General features: G+C 64.5%; 16 protein-coding genes. 9 read left to right on the top strand and 7 right to left on the bottom strand.

What is annotated here, in order from left to right:
* The first annotated feature begins 48 nt into the window (after positions 1 to 48).
* From P2Q66_RS06400 to P2Q66_RS06390, 3 genes are read left to right on the top strand one after another with little or no spacing between them, the layout of a single operon-like run.
* Entirely contained in the window at positions 49 to 972 is a 924-nt protein-coding gene (locus P2Q66_RS06400; protein ID WP_275726456.1) for a sugar ABC transporter permease, read from the top strand.
* Between the two features lies 1 nt (position 973).
* Positions 974 to 1,852 carry a carbohydrate ABC transporter permease gene (locus P2Q66_RS06395; protein ID WP_079596273.1) on the top strand — a complete coding sequence of 293 codons (879 nt, stop codon included), beginning with the start codon at positions 974 to 976 and terminating at the stop codon, positions 1,850 to 1,852.
* A gap of 6 nt (positions 1,853 to 1,858) precedes the next feature.
* Positions 1,859 to 3,394, top strand: coding sequence for a glycoside hydrolase family 32 protein (locus P2Q66_RS06390; RefSeq protein ID WP_275726453.1), 1,536 nt, complete (start codon positions 1,859 to 1,861; stop codon positions 3,392 to 3,394).
* Positions 3,395 to 3,403: 9 nt separating this feature from the next.
* Here P2Q66_RS06390 and P2Q66_RS06385 read toward each other — a convergent pair whose 3' ends face one another.
* The gene (locus P2Q66_RS06385; protein WP_275726451.1) at positions 3,404 to 4,627 is read right to left on the bottom strand and encodes a hypothetical protein; all 1,224 of its coding nucleotides are present in this window, start codon (positions 4,625 to 4,627) and stop codon (positions 3,404 to 3,406) included.
* 99 nt (positions 4,628 to 4,726) lie between these two features.
* On the opposite strand from P2Q66_RS06385, the gene P2Q66_RS06380 reads away from it, so the two are divergent.
* Genes P2Q66_RS06380 through P2Q66_RS06370 form a run of 3 tightly spaced genes read left to right on the top strand, consistent with a single transcriptional unit; the run spans position 4,727 to position 6,758 of the window.
* Positions 4,727 to 5,419, top strand: a complete 693-nt coding sequence (locus P2Q66_RS06380) for an MSMEG_4193 family putative phosphomutase (protein WP_275726450.1) — start codon at positions 4,727 to 4,729, stop codon at positions 5,417 to 5,419.
* Between the two features lie 23 nt (positions 5,420 to 5,442).
* Positions 5,443 to 5,991 carry a DUF3090 domain-containing protein gene (locus P2Q66_RS06375; RefSeq protein WP_275726449.1) on the top strand — a complete coding sequence of 183 codons (549 nt, stop codon included), beginning with the start codon at positions 5,443 to 5,445 and terminating at the stop codon, positions 5,989 to 5,991.
* On the top strand, positions 5,991 to 6,758 hold the full coding sequence (locus P2Q66_RS06370; protein ID WP_275726447.1) for an SCO1664 family protein: 768 nt from the start codon (positions 5,991 to 5,993) through the stop codon (positions 6,756 to 6,758). Before P2Q66_RS06375 ends, P2Q66_RS06370 begins: the two co-directional genes overlap by 1 nt.
* 209 nt (positions 6,759 to 6,967) lie before the next feature.
* Here the strand turns inward: P2Q66_RS06370 and P2Q66_RS06365 are convergent, their stop codons facing one another.
* The gene (locus P2Q66_RS06365; RefSeq protein WP_275726445.1) at positions 6,968 to 7,384 is read right to left on the bottom strand and encodes a hypothetical protein; all 417 of its coding nucleotides are present in this window, start codon (positions 7,382 to 7,384) and stop codon (positions 6,968 to 6,970) included.
* Positions 7,385 to 8,256: 872 nt separating this feature from the next.
* On the opposite strand from P2Q66_RS06365, the gene P2Q66_RS06360 reads away from it, so the two are divergent.
* Positions 8,257 to 9,312 carry an NAD(P)/FAD-dependent oxidoreductase gene (locus P2Q66_RS06360; protein ID WP_258868573.1) on the top strand — a complete coding sequence of 352 codons (1,056 nt, stop codon included), beginning with the start codon at positions 8,257 to 8,259 and terminating at the stop codon, positions 9,310 to 9,312.
* A 207-nt stretch (positions 9,313 to 9,519) separates the two neighbouring features.
* Entirely contained in the window at positions 9,520 to 10,476 is a 957-nt protein-coding gene (locus P2Q66_RS06355) for a hypothetical protein (protein ID WP_275726443.1), read from the top strand.
* A 508-nt stretch (positions 10,477 to 10,984) separates the two neighbouring features.
* Here the strand turns inward: P2Q66_RS06355 and P2Q66_RS06350 are convergent.
* From P2Q66_RS06350 to P2Q66_RS06330, 5 genes are read right to left on the bottom strand one after another with little or no spacing between them, the layout of a single operon-like run.
* On the bottom strand, positions 10,985 to 11,170 hold the full coding sequence (locus P2Q66_RS06350) for a hypothetical protein (protein WP_275726442.1): 186 nt from the start codon (positions 11,168 to 11,170) through the stop codon (positions 10,985 to 10,987).
* Between the two features lie 38 nt (positions 11,171 to 11,208).
* Complete coding sequence (locus P2Q66_RS06345; protein WP_275726441.1) at positions 11,209 to 13,215, bottom strand: glycogen debranching N-terminal domain-containing protein; 2,007 nt, start codon at positions 13,213 to 13,215, stop codon at positions 11,209 to 11,211.
* Positions 13,212 to 14,540: a hypothetical protein gene (locus P2Q66_RS06340; protein WP_275726440.1), complete on the bottom strand. Its 1,329-nt coding sequence runs from the start codon at positions 14,538 to 14,540 to the stop codon at positions 13,212 to 13,214. Before P2Q66_RS06340 ends, P2Q66_RS06345 begins: the two co-directional genes overlap by 4 nt.
* Positions 14,537 to 15,334 (bottom strand): sugar phosphate isomerase/epimerase family protein, encoded by a 798-nt coding sequence (locus P2Q66_RS06335; RefSeq protein WP_115525702.1) that lies wholly within the window; start codon positions 15,332 to 15,334, stop codon positions 14,537 to 14,539. Before P2Q66_RS06335 ends, P2Q66_RS06340 begins: the two co-directional genes overlap by 4 nt.
* Entirely contained in the window at positions 15,331 to 16,395 is a 1,065-nt protein-coding gene (locus tag P2Q66_RS06330; RefSeq protein ID WP_275726439.1) for a zinc-binding alcohol dehydrogenase, read from the bottom strand. Before P2Q66_RS06330 ends, P2Q66_RS06335 begins: the two co-directional genes overlap by 4 nt.
* A gap of 121 nt (positions 16,396 to 16,516) precedes the next feature.
* On the opposite strand from P2Q66_RS06330, the gene P2Q66_RS06325 reads away from it, so the two are divergent.
* A partial coding sequence (locus P2Q66_RS06325; RefSeq protein ID WP_275726437.1) for a Gfo/Idh/MocA family oxidoreductase occupies positions 16,517 to 17,129 on the top strand: 613 nt, incomplete at its 3' end.

Here is a 17,129-nt window from a genome sequence, read left to right as displayed (position 1 = left end):
ACTGCTTCCCTTCCCACACGCCCAAGTCCAGCCACCCCTGAAACTGCCCTGCCGCCGTCGAACGCGAAAGGCAAGGCCCCCAAGACCCACAGCCGCCCGGGCTTCCGCCGGGAACAGCTCAGCGGCTGGGGCATGATCGCCCCGGCGGCACTGCTGCTGCTCGCCTTCATCTTCATCCCGGCCGTCCTTGGCTTCGGTCTGGCCTTCACCAACGCGCGGCTCATCTCGCCGCGTCCGGTCGAATTCGTGGGCCTGGAGAACTTCGCCCGGCTCTTCTCGGACCCCACGTTCTACCGTGCCCTGCTCAACGTCGCCTACTTCACCGTCGTCATCGTTCCGGTGCAGTCCGGCCTGGCCCTGGTGATGGCGCTGCTGATCAACAAGAAATTCCGCGGCGTGAACTTCTTCCGCACCGTGTACTTCCTGCCCGTGGTCACCTCCATGGTGGTGGTCTCGCTGCTGTGGCTGTTCATGTACCGCAAGGACGGCCTGATCAACGAGATCCTCGCCGCCGTCAGCTTCGGCCTGATCGACGGCCCGGACTGGCTCGGCGACCCCAACACCGCAATGCCGGCCATCATCATCCTGTCCATCTGGCAGGCGGCCGGATTCCACATGATCATCTGGCTCGCCGGGCTCCAGGGCATCTCCGGTGAACTGTACGAGGCCTCGCAGCTGGACGGCACCAGCCGGTGGCAGCAGTTCCGCTACGTCACGTGGCCCGGCCTCTTCCACACGCGCAGCCTGGTCCTTGTCACCATCACCATCCAGGCCCTTGGGCTCTTCGACCAGATCAGCGTTATGACGCAGGGCGGTCCCATGGACTCGACCACCACCATCATTTACGAGGCTGTCCAGTCCGGCTACCGGCAGCAGGAAACTTCCTACGCCTCCGCCATCTCGCTGGTGTTCTTCGTCCTCGTGCTGATCGTCTCCGCGGTGCAGCGCTACCTTACGCGGGAGAAAGACTGACATGAAAAACCAACTGCTCCTGAAAAACGCCGGCACCATGCTGGTGCGGATCCTCTTCGCCGTCGTCGCCGCGTTCCCCATCGTTTTTATGCTCGTGTCCTCCCTGAAGCCGGACCAGCAGATCTTCGGCGACATGTCCTCCCTGGCCGCATTCCTGCCGGTGGGCAACATCTCCTTCGACAACTACACCGCCGTCTTCGACCGCGTCCCGGCCGCCCGCTTCCTGCTTAACTCGGTAGGCGTCTCCGCCGTCACCGTGATCCTCGGGATCTTCGTCAACAGCCTGTGCGCCTTCGCCCTCTCCCGCATGCAGGTCCGTGGCAAGAAGATCGTCTTCACCGCGATCCTGGCCACGCTGATCGTTCCTTTCCAGACCCTTGCCCTGCCGTTGGTGTGGTGGGTCAACCAGCTCCCCTACTTCGAGCTGAACGGCTTCAGCCTCGAATTCTCCAAGGGCTGGCTGGACACGTACCAGGTCCAGATCATCCCCTTCATCGCCAACGCCTTCTCGATCTACCTGTTCCACCAGTACTTCGAGTCCATTCCCAAGGAACTGGACGAGGCCGCGCGGATCGACGGCGCCGGCTGGTTCAAGATCTACCGCCAGGTGGTCATGCCGCTGTCCGGCCCAGCCACCGCCACCGTGGCGATCCTGACCTTCCTGCCGGCCTGGAACTCCTACCTCTGGCCGCTCATGGTGGTCCAGTCCGAGGAACTGCGCCCGGTGATGATCGGCATCCAGTACTTCTTCCAGCTGAACGTCTCCTGGGGCGAGGTCATGGCGTACGCATCCCTCATCACCGTTCCCGTGGTGGTGCTGTTCATCGCCTTCCAGCGTTCCTTCGTCAACAGCATCGCCTCCAGCGGCGTGAAGGGCTAGGCCACAATGAATCCATTGACGACGACGGCGGCTCCCGCGTCCGCCGCCGCCCCGACAGTTCCGTCGAGGGACCGGTTCCGCCCCGCATGGCACTACGCCGCCGAACGCAACTGGCTCAACGATCCCAACGGGCTGGTCTACCTCAACGGGACCTACCACCTCTTCTACCAGCACAACCCCTTCGGCACGGACTGGGGCAACATGTCCTGGGGCCACGCCACCTCCCGGGATCTGCTGCACTGGGAGGAGCAGCCGGTGGCCATTCCCTGCGACGCGCAGGAGGCCATCTTCTCCGGCTCAGTGGTATTCGACCGGAACAACAGCAGCGGATTCGGCACTGCCCGGAACCCGCCGCTCGTGGCTGTCTATACCAGCGCCTACGGTGGTGACTCACCGTTGGCCGGCCGGCAGGCCCAGTCCCTCGCCTACAGCGTGGACGAGGGCAGGACCTGGACGAAATACCAGGGCAACCCGGTCCTGGACCGCGCCTCGGCCGATTTCCGGGACCCCAAGGTTTTTTGGTACGACGGCGCCGCCGGAAGTTACTGGGTCATGGCCGCCGTCGAGGCGGTGGAGCGGCAGGTGGTGCTCTACAAGTCCGCGGACCTGAAGGCCTGGGAGTACCTGAGCACGTTCGGGCCTGCGAACGCCACCGGCGGAGTGTGGGAGTGCCCCGACCTGTTCGAGCTGCCCGTGGACGGGAACCCGGAGGACAGGAAGTGGGTCCTCATCGTGAACATCAACCCGGGAGGAATTGCCGGCGGCTCAGCCGGGCAGTACTTCCTGGGCGGGTTCGACGGCGTGACGTTCAGGTCCGAATCGACCGTCACCGAGGGCCTCCAGAAGGACGGCAGCCGGATGCGCGAGTACGGCTGGCTGGATTGGGGACGTGACTACTACGCAGCCGTCTCCTTCAGCAATGTGCCTGACAGCCGGCGCATCATGATCGGGTGGATGAGTAACTGGGACTATGCGGGTTCCACCCCCACCGGCGGCTGGCGGAGTGCAATGTCGTTGCCGCGGGAAGTTTTGCTGACCCGAGTGGACGGCGAGGTGGTGCTCCGGCAGACGGCTGTCGATCCCTTCGAAGGATCGGAGCTTGGAAGCTTCCACCTGGGACCGCAGCGGTTGGTGCCGGGGACGCTGGAACTTCCGGTCACCGGAACAGTGGCGCGCATCGATGTTGAGTTCGAGCCGGGCACCGCGACCCGGGTGGGACTGATGCTCCGCGCGGGCGGCGCCCAGGCCACGCTGCTCACCTACGATGTGGCGGAAGGAATGCTGCGCCTGGACCGGCGCGCGTCAGGGCACGTGGATTTCCACGGGACCTTCGCCTCCATTGAGACGGTGGCCGTCCCGTTGCAGGACGGCCGCCTCCGCCTTCGCGCCTACCTTGACCGTTGCTCAGTGGAGGTCTTCGCCCAGGACGGGCTGGCCACCATCACGGACCTCGTGTTCCCTGCTGAGGCGGGCACGGCTTTGGCGATCATCGCTGAAGGTGAGGGCGCGCAACTCCTGGCGCTCGACGTCGTCGGCGGCTGAACCCGGCTGTCAGCCCGCTTCCGCTTCATCGTCCGGAGCCGCTCCCAGACCAAGCTCTGCCAGTAGCGATGGATGGTCGAAAGTATCAGCGACGCAGCCGATAAGCGCCGGGGGCACCCGGAAATGGGTGTCAATGGTCAGCAGCCCGAGTTTTGAAAGTTCCTCCAACCGGGCCATGGCCACACTGGTCAATTCGGTGACGGCAGCCTTCTCGGCTTCCTGCGCACGATCTGGGGCTGCCTTCATGCGTTCCACTGACGGTGGTTCCGCCGTGGCTGCCGCCAGCAGGATGGACACCTGCACTGCGGAGAGTGGATGCTCCCAGGGCTCCTCGGGATCAAGCCGCAGCACGGCGTGCTCCAGGAAGCATGACGTGAACATGGTGAAGTCGTCCAGCTGCTCCGCGACGCTGCCGTCCAGGAAGTGCGCGGGATCCTCGAAGGGCACTACTTTCGTCGGCTTGACCCTTATTAGCTCGGCGGTCTGAAGCGTGGCCCAGATTTCGGCAAGCAGGGGCACCTCGTACATGCTGCGCACGGTTGGGACATCGCCGGGCTCATCTGCCCGCCTGGTGCCGCCCCTGGCCGACACGCCGACGCAAGCGGCGGCTTCCTCGATGTCCTTCAGGCGAAGCGCGCCCGTTCCGGTCACGGGCTTCCCGTCGCCGATCCATCGAAGCAGGGCTGTTGCTTTCTGGATCAGAGGCAGTGCGGTGAAGGCTGCCAGTGCCTGCTCCTGGGGAATGTCCGGAACCTCGATGGAGTCCTGTCCGTCGTCGCCGTCGGCAAGGCTGTCGAAGAAGTCCAGGGCTTCGGCCAACTGCTCCGCCGGCCCGGTCCACCGGCCGGTTTCAGACAGGAACTCGAGGTAACTGCGGACAGAATCAACGATCAGGGCAGCCTGTTCCGGGTCAGCGGTTTCGGGGTCCTGCACACGTCCGGCGGCGGTGACTTCCTCCCCGACGGCGTTGGCCAGGGCAGCCGGGTCGAAGCTTGTCACGTCGGGCGCAGCAGTGGTCTCCAGATACCGGCTGATGGTGGGTTCCATCAGCTTCAGGTATTGCAGGGCAGCGGCGCCCGCTCCGGGGGTGCCGTCGTCGAACCATTGGACATAGGCCGGCGCCAATGCGTCCAGGGCGCGGGCGGCACGGAAGGAACTGAGGGAGACCGGCCCCGGGCGGCGTTGTCCCGCCGAACCCTTGCCGGAGCGACGGTTTTTACTGTTCTTGCCCAAGGAGTACCTAACTGCCGGAGAATGCTTTGCGGGAACGACGCTACTGAGTTCTGCGGTGCTCTGCCACTTTCAGCGAAGAACGCTGGTTAGGCTGTATGGATGGCGACAGTTATTCTCGTGCGGCATGGCCGCACCACAGCCAACGCCGCTGGACTGCTGGCGGGCAGGGCGGCCGGCGTCAGTTTGGACCCGTTCGGGCGCGAGCAGGCAGCCTTGACCGGGGACAGACTCGCAGCTGTGCCCTTGGCCGGGGTGGTATCGAGCCCCCTCGAGCGTTGCCGGCAAACCGCCCAGCTCATCCTCGATCGCCAGGCTGGTAGTCCTTCTGCGCCCACCGATCCCGATCTCACCGAGTGCGATTATGGCCAGTGGCAGGGCCGCATGCTCACCGATCTCGCCACCGAAGACCTGTGGGCGGCCGTGCAGTCGCAGCCGTCCGCCGTCGTGTTTCCCGGCGGTGAATCCATGGCGGCGATGCAGGCCCGGTCGGTAGCAGCAATCCGACGGCACGATGCAGCCTTCGAGTCCGAGTACGGGCCAGGAGCCGTGTGGGTGGCAGTGAGTCACGGTGACATCATCAAAGCAATCCTTGCCGACGCGTTGGGTATGCACCTCGACCTGTTCCAGCGCATCAACGTGGGCCCGGCCTCCGTATCGATCGTGCACTATGGTGCTGTTCGGCCGAGCGTCTATGCGACAAACACCGACGCAGGGGATCTGTCATGGCTGTCGAAAGGCGTCAACTCCGGCGATGCGCCGGTGGGTGGCGGTGCCGGACAGACGGCGCAGTAACCTTATGTGCCTAAAATACTGACATGCCCACACTTGTTCACGAGTTTGCCTGGCCTGACCGGGTTGTCATCGGTACCGTCGGCGTTCCAGGGTCACGCACGTTTTACCTGCAGGTACGCACGGGCAAGCAAATTGTGAGCATTGCGCTGGAGAAGCAGCAGTCGGCCCAGCTTGCAGAGAAGATTGACGAAATCCTCGATCAGCTCCTCACCCTCGAGGGCAACCCTTTCAGCGTTCCCACCGGTACTCCCATCGAACTCGTCGACAACGACCAGCTCGAGGCGGTCGAGGAGCAGTTCCGAACCGGTGCCATGACCCTGGGTTGGGACCCGACGACGGCCCAGGTGGTCATAGAGGCATACCCGATCATCGATGTAGATGAGGACGACGAACCGATTGATGCGAACGGCGGCGAAGTGCCCGAAATGTTGCTGGTGCGGATGCCGGTTGGCGCCGCCCGCGCATTCGCCAAGCGGACCCGTGAGGTGGTGGGCGCCGGGCGTCCCGCATGCCCGCTCTGCGGTTATCCCGTGGACGCCGACGGGCACGTCTGCACCCTGCCCGAGGTCTGATGCCCGCGCCCGACCTGCTGACTGCCGAGCTGACGCTCACGGGGCGGATCAGGACGGCGTCGAATGCCACCTTTGTGGGCACCATCGGCGACACCACGGTTGTTTATAAGCCGATAGCCGGGGAGAAACCGCTGTGGGATTTTCCCGACGGCTTCCTTGCCCACCGGGAGGTTGCCGCCTACCTGGTCTCTGAGGTCCTCGGCTGGAACGTCGTGCCACGCACCTGGCTCCGCGATGGTCCTTTGGGCGAGGGAATGGTGCAGCTGTGGCAGGACGCCGACCCCGACCAGAACGCGGTGGATCTCGTTGCTGCCGGCGACGTACCGGAGACCGGGTGGAAGCATGTCCTCGAGGGCCAGGATGAGACCGGACGGATGGTCGCCCTCGTCCACGAGGACACCGCGGAGCTCAGGCGCATGGCGGTGTTCGACGTGGTCGTCAACAACGCCGACCGCAAAGGCGATCACATCCTTGCCATGCCGGACCGACACCGGCACGGCGTGGACCATGGACTCACCTTTCACCGCGACCACAAGCTGCGCACGGTGCTGTGGGGGTGGCTGGGAGAGACCCTGACCGACCAGGAATGCGACGGCGTCGATCGCGTCATCGAAGGACTGCACGGTGAGCTGGGCCGAAACCTCGCGAAGTTGCTCAGCGCCGGAGAAATTGCCTCACTCGCCGCGCGCTGCACCCGGTTACGGTTGACGGGGCGGTTTCCGGCTCCGAGCGGTGACATGCCCGCGGTGCCCTGGCCGCTGTTTTAAGGACACCAGGGCTGCCGGCTTCGCAGGCCGTCAGGCGGACATTAAAAGGAAGTGTCCCGACGAGACCCCGTCGGGACACCTGTGGACGAGCAGTTGATGGGATGCCGTCGCCCGGTTGGCGAGAGTCGTCAAGTGTGACCCCTTCACGTCATCATTGTGCTCGTCAGCCCGGCCTGACCGGGGACTGACCGGACGCATCACCTGAGAAGTCAGATGCCTTGGTAGTCCCCGGAACCTTGCTCGGGGACTATCCACTTGCCTTCCTCGGTTCGTTTTCCGCGCATAACGCCGAACATCATGTCGCTCATGCCGGTCGGGTCGCCGCCCGACCTGACAAAGTCGTCCCGCCGGCGCCTGCCGTCGCGCAAGTTCGTCCGTACGTAGATGACTCCGCCCAAGGCAGCACCGATGATGGCCGCGATTAGATAAAGAATCTCCGCATCCGGGCTTAAGGGGAGCAATGAGCAGGAGGCGATGGTGGCTCCGGCGCCCATCCATAGGATCCATCCCACAATGACCGCACCATGGAGCGATGCGTTACTTGGCCGGTCGATGTGGACGAATTTGCTCCGGTCAACCGGCGCAGGTGCCGTCCTGGCCCGACGTCCCTTTGGTCGAGTCATCATCGCTTCCTTACAGTCCAGCGGCTTGGCCACAAGTCCGCCGGTGGATGTTTCCCGGCATGGGCAGCATAAAGCGAATCTTCCATCATTGACGCGTATTCCCGGTCCTGCGCCATTCCTTTGCTTCGGTTACCCACTGCTGCTCCCCACTTGCGTTACTGTCATGTTCTGCCGATGCTCCACCTCGCGCTGCAAAGACCGCTAAGCGCCGAGGCCTAACTTGCCTGTGCTCCCGGCGAGGAGACAAATGATGCAGGCTTCGCTTCCGAGTGAGCACCAACTGGACTGAGGCAAGCGCCTCAGCGACAGCCGCCTCGAATTCGACTCTTTCTTGATCGTTGGCACGGCATGGCTGCGGCGACATCTTCCGCTACAAAACGCACCTCTCAGGGCATCCGCATCCGGCACTGGCGGAAGACCGTCAGGCGGCAGAGACTGAGAACAGCTGGGAAAGCCAGGTGGCGGGACATCCGCCTGACTTGGCATATACCCTGTTTCGATCGCGGGCTCAGGAAGGCGCACCATGCTGCGATATACGGATTCAATCTATGTCAGCCGACCTCCTTCTGGAGTCTTCGACGTTGTGGGAACGAGAATTCTTGAGACTCAGCCGTTGTGGGAAAAGGAGGTTGTGGCCATACGCCGCGTCACGCCCGGTGCCATGGACGTGGGTAGTAAGTCCATCATGGAGCGCCGTGACTTTGGGCAGCGGTCGGAAGCTAACGAGGCGGGTAATGCGCAATATACGAGTAACGGTAGAGGAGCAGGTTCCCCTTTAGCAGCGCGATTGCGTCAGTTCAGGGGCGAGCGTGCGGGCTCGGATCGGGTTTCTGAAGGGGTGATGGGCACTGGGTGACAGGCAGACAGACACGCTCGTGATCGGCGCGGGTCAATGCGGCCTAGCGGTGAGCCGGGAGCTCGCGCTGCACGGGGTCGAGCATGCCGTCGTCGACGGCCGCGCAGCCCCGGGAGACGTGTGGCGGGACCGCTGGGACACGCTGAGGCTCTTCACACCAGCGCATTTGTCCTCGCTCCCCGGGATGCCCTTCCCGGCGCCCCGGCGCTATCTCCCGAGAGGCTCAGAGTTCGGCGGCTATCTCGACGAATATGCCGAGAGATTCAATGTCCCGCTGCATCCGCACACGCATGTCCGCGGCCTCAAACGCACTGCGACAGGCGCCGGCTTCACGGCCGAGACGGATGAGGGCGCATGGCTTGCCCGGCGCGTCGTCGTCGCCACCGGCTTCGCCACGCACCCCCGCATCCCGACAATCGGCCAGGATCTGGATCCGTCGATAGCCCAGCTGCACAGCTCCGCCTACCACCGGCCCACCGACCTGCCCGAGGGGCCGGTCCTCGTCGTCGGCTGCGGCACCTCCGGAGTCCAGCTCGGCGTCGAGCTTGCCCGCTCCGGTCGGGACGTCACCGTGGCCGGCAAGCCCACCCCAAGGGTTCCGCGCGTCGTGTCCGACCACGCCTTCGGGCTGCTGCTGGCGATCTTCCACCACGTCTTCACCCGGGCCACGCCCATCGGACGCGGGTCCGTGCGGGATGTCATCCGCGGCGGCGGCGGACCTCTCATCGGCATCAGCCCGGAGGACCTCATGGCCGCCGGCGCTGCGCGCGGCGCCCGGCTTGCCGGCACCAGGGACGGGCAGCCCGACCTTGAGGACGGTCGGGTCCTCACGGTCTCCTCGGTGCTGTGGGCCACGGGCTTCCGGCACGACTTCACCTGGATCCAGGACCTCCCGGTGGACGAGGATGGGCTGCCACGGCACACACGCGGAATGTCAGAGGACTGGGCCGGGCTCAGCTTCATGGGCCTCCCCTTTCAGTTCGCGTTGAGCTCCATGACCATCTACGGGGTGGGCCGCGACGCCGCGTACGTGGCCGCCGCGCTTGCCCGCTCCACTGGCGCCAGCGCCCGCTGAGTCCTTTACATCTCTAATACGAGCTACGGCGGCCACTATGTCCAGGATGGCTTGGGCGACCGAGAATGCAGCGGAGATAGCAAACTTCCCCGAAACGTCGAAGTCTTGACAGCGCCGTTCCTGAGAGGAGTGTGACCCACACGAAGAGGTCTCCTTCAACGTAGTCAAGCCCCGACAGCGGTGCCGGGACGATTGAAGGAGAAGTGCATGAGCATCAGGCCAGCCCTCATCGCCTTACTGGCGTCGGCTCTATGTTTGACGGGTCCCATTCCTGCCACAGCCTCCAGGGGCGATGACCGTCGGGGCCCGGAAAATGGAGACATCGCTTTTGGCCGGTTCGATCCGGCGTTGGCCGGTCTGAGCCTGTGGGTGGCTGAATCCGACGGCTCTCGACAGCGGCGCTTGACCGAAGACCAGGCTAATTTCTCAGATTGGGCGCCGGACGGCAACCGGATTGCTTTTGACTTCATCGACGACACCGGCGTGCACATCGCGACCATCGATCCTGATGGGCAGCACCGGACAGCAGTTACGTCAGCAGCGGGAGTGCAGGAAAGTCCCCAGTGGTCTCCCGACGGTCAATCGATTGCTTATAACGGATTTCCGTTCCCGGTTGATGAAGCGAATTTCGCCATATCCATCTGGGTCATGGGTGCAGACGGATCTGATCCTCGACAGCTCACAGACGGTGCCTTGGATGTCGAGCCGGTGTTCTCTCCCGATGGGACCAGAATCGCATTCGGCCGCATCTTCGGGGACAGCCCTGACGGGCAACTCGAAGCAATCTACGTGATCAACTCCGACGGTACGGGCCTTCGAAAAGTGCTAGCGCCACGGGCCGGCTTGGAGCATCCCGACTGGTCCCCCGACGGCCGACTGATCACCTTCAACATCGCACCAGAGAGCCCTACAGCACCAGGTTCTGGTTCAATTCTCGCCGTCCGTCCGGACGGAAGCGACCTGCGTATCCTTCAGAATGCAACAACCCGGCTGAAATTTTTCAAGGGAGTGTGGTCACCAGACGGTCGCCAGATGCTCAGCGGCTGCTTCGACGTCGAGGCAAGCATCGACCGGATCTGTACCGTCTCCCGCGGCGGGCGAGTCAACGTCGTCGTGGACGGACCCCAAAGAGTCAATTTCCCCTCATGGGGGCCAGCCGACTGATTGGGAGCGGCACGTCCCACCCCCCGAACCTTAAGCAGGTACTTGGAGCCCCATTGGCCAGCGAAGGCTCCATCGGAACACCGGATTTGATTTACGTTGGAACGAGAAGTCCTTTCCGCCCGCCCAAGGATGAGTTCTCAGGCCGTCGGCCGGTGGGCTTCGATGGCGCTCTGGAGATCGGACAGTTGGGTATACGACATAGTCCATACTCTCGCGATGTGTGGATCCTTTCGGAAGGAGACTTTTACTTCGTCGACCGAGAATAGCTGTTCATTGTTATTCTCGACGGCGAACCAAGTACCGGTCATGTGCTTCTTCTTCCCTTTGTTATGGATCTCTCGGGGTTCTAATCACTCGGATGCGAGGGAAATCGGCGAGGCCGCGGAGATCGTTGGAAACCGCCTAGGCCGCCCAACTGATGTATCCGTGCCTAAACCGACGTGGAGAGGTTCGGCAGAGGCATAAGTTAGTGAGTTCCTTTGCCTCGTCCTGAGAGCGTGTCGCAAGCCTAGGTTGTTTCCCGTATCAATCCGTGGGGCACGGCCGGATGCGCCCGCACCACGTAGCAGCCCTCGCCGACATCGGTGATCATGATGCCTGTGGAGTACCTGTCGGCTGCCTCCCGCACCTCGAGTACGGCACCTGCGAGTGCCTCGCGGACCTGGCCTGCTTCCTGCACTCTGACCTCCACCATTCCGGCACTGCGCCCCTCGGTCTGCTTCTCCAAATCGTTCACCCGCCTGCGGAGCCGACAGTTTCTGCCGGCCCGGTGTTTGCGGGGGTGGCCGCGGGGACTGTGGTGCCTGGAGCGCCGCTGTATCCACCGACTGCCGCGTTCGCCCCTCCTGTCAGGCGGACGGCAGCCAGTCCGGCGGCGGCGGCCCAGGCCTGGGGTGAGCCTGCATGGTGGTACTGCACAGGCACGGGGAAATCGGCGCGGGAGAACCCTCCGAATAACTCCGGCAGGCTGTTACCAAAGTGCATGGCTGCTTCCCGCATGCCGTCCGCGACTCTTTCTGCGTCAGCCAAGAAGCCGTACGCGGCCATTCCTTCGGCTGCCAGCATCGTGTCATGCGGCCAGACAGAGCCGTTGTGGTAGGACATCGGGTGATAGTAGCGCTGTCCGGTGGCGAGGGTGCGGATACCCCAGCCGGTGAAGAAATCCTCCCGAAGTAGCCGTGAGGTCACCGCCCGGGCGTCCTCCGGGTCGAGAATTCCCGTCCAGAGAAGGTGCCCGGCGTTGGAGGCCAGTGCGTTCACCTGCCAGCCATCGCCGTCCACTGCCAAAGCGGGGAAGTTGTGCTGTTCCATCCAGAACTCTTGGCGGAAGCGAGCCTTGAGCTCATTCGCGACCTGCTGCAGGGTGTCCGCCCAGGCCTGGTCCCCCCACTGCTCTGCCGCTAGGCGGGCACATTCCTGCAGGCCGCGCCAGGTGTAGCCCTGAACTTCAGCCAGCGCGATGGCGCCGGCCGGCTCCCGGCCGTCGGCGTCGGCAACAGCGTCGAAGGAGTCCTTCCAGCCCTGGTGCAGCAGCCCGTTGGGGTCAGGAGTGTAGCGGAGGAAGCCGGTGTCCCACAGGCCGCCGTCACCCAGAATCCACTCCACGGCGGCGCGGGCAGGGCGCTCAAGCTCACGGAGCAGCACGGGATCGTCCAGGCAGCCTAGGGCCATCAGGAACAGGGGCGTGGAATCCACTGTGCCGTAGTACCGGCCATAGGGCACGGCGCCGAGCTGTGCCAGCTCGCTGACCCTCACCTCGTGGACCATCTTGCCCGGCTGCTCCACACGCAGCGGATCGTAGACGGTGCCTTGGGTGGCGGCGAGGGCACGCACGACATCGCCGAGCAGCTGCGGGCGTTCAGCCCGGGTGAGCATGGACGTCAGGAGGGAGTCCCGGCCGAAAAGGGTGAGGAACCAGGGCAACCCGGCCGCGGGAATGGTCAGGGCGGGCTGCACCGGGCAGGGCATCAGCAGCGAATCGAGGTCCTTCAGGCTTTGCCGTGCCAGCGGGTCCACAGCACCAGCACTTCCGTCGGCAGCACTTCCTGCCGGGGTGGGAGCCGGTGGACGGGAATCCCCAACGGACAGGGCGGCTATCGTCAGGGTCTTCGTCTCCCCGCCAGCCAGTGGCAGGTCCCATGACAAGACGGCGCCCACAAATCGGCCGGCTTCCGGTTCAGGCGAGACGGAAGGTGTCGTGCTGGCCGTGACATGCAGTCCTGCTTTAAAGGTCCGGCCGCCGAATGTATGGGTGTAGTCGAATGTGAGGGAGCCGTCGTCGAGCAATTTCAGGCTGCTGGTGGCGCCGCTGAGATCGAAGGTCCGGCCGTCGGTGCGCACAGTGAACTGGTCAGCGAAATCCGTTCCTGCCCGCAGTTGCAGCCGCGCTGTGATGGGCTCCCGCCCGAGGTTGCGGATGGACAGGGTCTCCGTGAGACCACCGGCGTTCAGTTCCTGTGTACGGAAGGCGACGAGGTCGTGGGTCTGGTTCCGCCGAGCCGCTGGGCTTAGGGCAGTGTGGCGACGGCCCGGTTCGCGTACGCTTCCCACCTCCCAGAAGGTGGAGTCGTCGATTTCCAGAATCCAGCGGGACAAAAGGCGGGTGTCCGCCACATAAAGGCCTTCGGTCCCCACCGCAGGGGCGGCGGCATTGCCGACGCTGCCGTCAGCGGCGCCGCGCATCATGGCGCCCTGTGCCACCAGAACCGAGACTGCGGAAGGAGGGGCGAGGGCGGTCATGAAGCGCTCCTGGGGTATGTAGTTTCTAATGCCAGTGCGGCAGTCCAGCTGAAGCTGCGGGTGCCGTGGGCGGCTCCGGTCCACGGGTCGACGTATTCCGGGAAGTCGTGCTCGGCGGCAAGCCTGCCGATGTTGCCGCGGAGGTAGTTCGACTGCTCCCTGCGGCCCACCCGTTCCAGCGCCTCGGCCACCATCCAGGACATATTGAACCAGGCTGGTCCTCGCCAGTAGAGGGCTGGGTTGTGGTCATCGGCGGTGGCGTCATAGCTGGGTACGAGCAGCGCTTTACCGGCCATAAAGCGTGGCCCGTTCAGTGTGGCGAGCAGGTCATCGGTGTGGGTGTGGCCGCTCAGCAGCAAAGGGATCAGGCCGTTGATGGTGGCTTTGTGGACAACGCTTCCATCGGTGATATCGCGGGCTGAGTAGCAGCCAAGTTCCGGAACGTAGAGCTCCTCCAGGGCGGCGGTGATGAGCTTGGCCCGCGTCCGGTGGGCGGTGCCTGGCAGGCCGAGTTCCGCCGCGATGTCCGCCAGGGCGAGTTCGGAAACGGCCAGGAGGGTGTTGAAGAGCGGATCCTCCATCAAAAACGGGTAGTGCGCATCGGCGTCGTCACAGTGATGGTCCCGGTAGCGTTCGGCCATCCAGAAGTACTTGCCGTACTCCTTCTGGCTGGGACGCTCGCCCGGGTCCGCGTGCTGCAGGTCGGGGCGGTTGAGTTCGGTTTTGCAGTCCGCCGGGATGCGGGTCATCACGGTGTCCCAGAGCGGGGAGTTGTCCGTGCCTGATTCCCAGGGGTGCACAATGGACGCCAGCCCGGACCCGCCCCTGTTGCGGCGGCCGGAAAGGTATGCGTGCCACCGGACCAGCTTCGGGTAGTTCCGTTCCAGGAAGGACCGGCGGCGGGATTCGGCGGGGTCGGCCTGGTGGATCTTCCACACCGCCCAGGCGTGGTTGGGCGGCTGGATCAGACCCGCCGTTTCTACCCACTCCGGAGCACCCGGGATTTGCCGGGACTGCCAGAAGGATGCACCGGGTGAGTAGTCCTGGTCCCGGTGCGGGTCGAAGACGATCTGCGGCAGCCGGCCGTCGTCCCATTGCCCGGCGAAGAGGGCGTCCATCTCCTGGCCGGCGCGGCGGGGTGACACCCGGCTGAGGCCTACGGCGATGAAGGAGGAATCCCAGCTCCACTGGTGCGGGTAGAGGCCGGCGGCTGGGACGGTGTGGGTCTTGCGCCAGTTGGATTCAAGGACGGCAGTGGAGCGGGCTGCGATTTGCCCGGCGGACACCGGGGTGCCCCCGTTACCCGGGCCTGCTGCGGCGCTCACAGGTAGCGCCCCAGCAGGGAGGGTACGCGCGGCAGGACTTCCTCTGCGGGGCCGGAGAGGCGGGATTCCAAGGCCACGGTCCCCTGGTACCCAATGGATTTAAGGGTGGCGCCGAACAGCGCCCAGTCCACGTTGCCGGCGCCGGGTTCCAATCGGTTGGAGTCACTTGCCTGGATGTGCCCGATGAACGCGGCAGCCTCCTGCAGCGCTGCAGCAGGATCACTTTCCTCGATGTTCATGTGATACGTGTCAGGTGCCAGCCGGACCGCGTCCTGGCCAACGAGCTTTAGCAGCCGCACGCCATCGGCGAGGCGGTTGATCATATGGTCCTCGTAACGGTTGAGTGGTTCCAGGTAGATCTCCACTCCTTCTGACGCCGCGTGCTCACCGAGAGCAGTAAAGGCTTCCACCAGGACCGCCGTATCCTCCTCGTCAGTCCGTGGCGGCACGAACGGGGGCAACCGCTTGGAGAACATGCCGTAGGACGCCGGCGTCATGACCCCTCGTCCGCCGATTTCCGCCATGACGCTGAGCTGCGATTTCAGTTGCGCGACGGCGTCCTTCCGGAGCGCGTCATCGAACGCCCCAACAAAGTGGGACATCTCAACACAGGCGGTGGGCATCACCACCCCTGCATCACGGGCGCGCCGCAGTTCGGGCAACCGGTCTTGGAACTGCAGGTTCCCTGCAGACCGCAGTTCAATCCCCCCGAAGCCCCACGCTAACGCCTGGTCGAATTTTTCCTCCAGGCTGCTGCCGGAAAGGTGCTGTTCCTGCACGGTAATCAACGTCATGAGAACTCCAATACAACCTGAAGCGCGGATTGGGGATCCGTGTCCAGCAGTTCATAGGCCTTCGCGGCATCCGCGAGAGGGAAGGTATGGGTGACTAGCGACGGGGCATCCAGCAACCCCTTGGCGAGATAGTCCGCCACCGTCTGCTGCAGCCGCGGAACCGTCCAGCGTGAACGAAGGCGGTTGGGAACGGAGCCGATCTGGGAAGCCAGAAGCTGGACGCGGTTGTGGTGGAACTCCTCACCGAAGCGGACACCGGCAGCCTCGCCCTGGTAGAAACCGGCAGCGATGACGGTGCCGTCCGCTCCCACGGCCCGGGTGGCCTCATGGAGTGCCCGGTAGTTGCCGCTAAGTTCGATGGCCACGTCCACACCGGCGCCGCTCGTGATCCGGCGGATCTCGCCAGCCAGTTCCGGCGACGGGCTAAGGGCATCCTCGGCACCCCAGGCCAGGGCGCGGTCGCGGCGGTTCTCGATGCCATCCACTGCAATGACGCTTGCACCGTTCAGCACTGCGAAGCGGGTTGCCAGCAACCCGATAACGCCCTGGCCAAAGATGGCCACCGTGGAACCGGGGCCAAGGTCTGCGGCAAGGACGGCGTTCAATGCGATGGCCCCCACCCGGACGAAGGCGCCCGCCAGCGGGTTTATCCCCTCCGGCAGCACGTGGCCGCGCAGTGACTCCGCAGCGAGGATCCCTTCGTCGCGGTGACCCCAGATACCCCAGACGACGTCGCCCACCCGCACTGCAGGTTCTGCTTCGGCGGCTCCGGCATCCTGGCGTGCGGGCGGGGCAATCTCAACGACTTCGCCAACTTCCGAGTAGCCCCAGCCATCCAGCGGGTATCCAAGCGCTTCGTGCCCGGGCTGGAACAGTCGGGACTGAGGATCCCAGACAGAGGTGAGGTAGGGGTTGGTGCCCCGGTAGGCCGTCAGCTCAGTGCCTGCCGAGATGCCGGAGTAGATGGTCCTGATACGTGCCTGGCCGGGTTCCAGCGGGGCCGACGGCTGGTCAATGACAGCGACGCTGCGCGGTGCAGCAATGCGAAGGAAGCGGGACACTTTTGTAGCGGTCCTTAGGTGGTCGGAGAGGTCCTGAAAGGATGTGACGTAACCGACATTAGCATAAGCGCTAGCCCACTTGTGTATAGACGTTAGGCAGAATGTGCAGTATCTTCATCACATGCTTTCCGACTCCGCTTCCGGGCGTTCCGCTCCCAACTACGCCCCTGTCAAAGTCGGGCTCGTGGGAGCTGGACAGTGGGCGGCCACCATGCACGCACCCCTGCACAGCGCTGGCGCCGAAACAGAACTGACCGGCGTCTGGTCTGCCCACGCCGACAACGCCGCGCGGCTGGCACGACAGCATGAAGTCCCGGCCTTCGCCTCCTTCGAGGAGCTCCTTGCCTCATGCGAAGCCGTTGACTTCGCTGTCCCGCCACCCGTTCAGGCCGAACTCGCACCACAGGCGGCCGATGCGGGGCTGGCCCTTCTGCTGGAAAAGCCGCTGGGGGCGTCAATGGCCGAAGCCTCCGCTGTCGCCGAAGCTGCGCGGCGCAACGGCGTGGCAACTGCCGTCGTCCTCACCAAGCGCTACCACCGGCGGACCCGCGACTTCCTTGCAGCCGCCGCCGAACTTCGGAGCAAAGCCTCCATCCTGGGCGTGTCCGCAAGCTACCTTCACGGCGGGTTCCTCGATTCGGGCTTCCTGAGTGCGCAAGGCCGGCAGGGCTGGCGGGATGAGTACGGCCCGCTGCATGATTTGGGGCCACACCTGCTGGACCTGATGGACCTGG

The sequence above is a fragment of the Arthrobacter sp. Cr_A7 genome (assembly GCF_029222765.1).
Lineage (GTDB): Bacteria > Actinomycetota > Actinomycetes > Actinomycetales > Micrococcaceae > Arthrobacter.
Note: the sequence above shows the minus strand (reverse complement) of the source record. Positions and strands in the feature narration are given on the sequence as shown.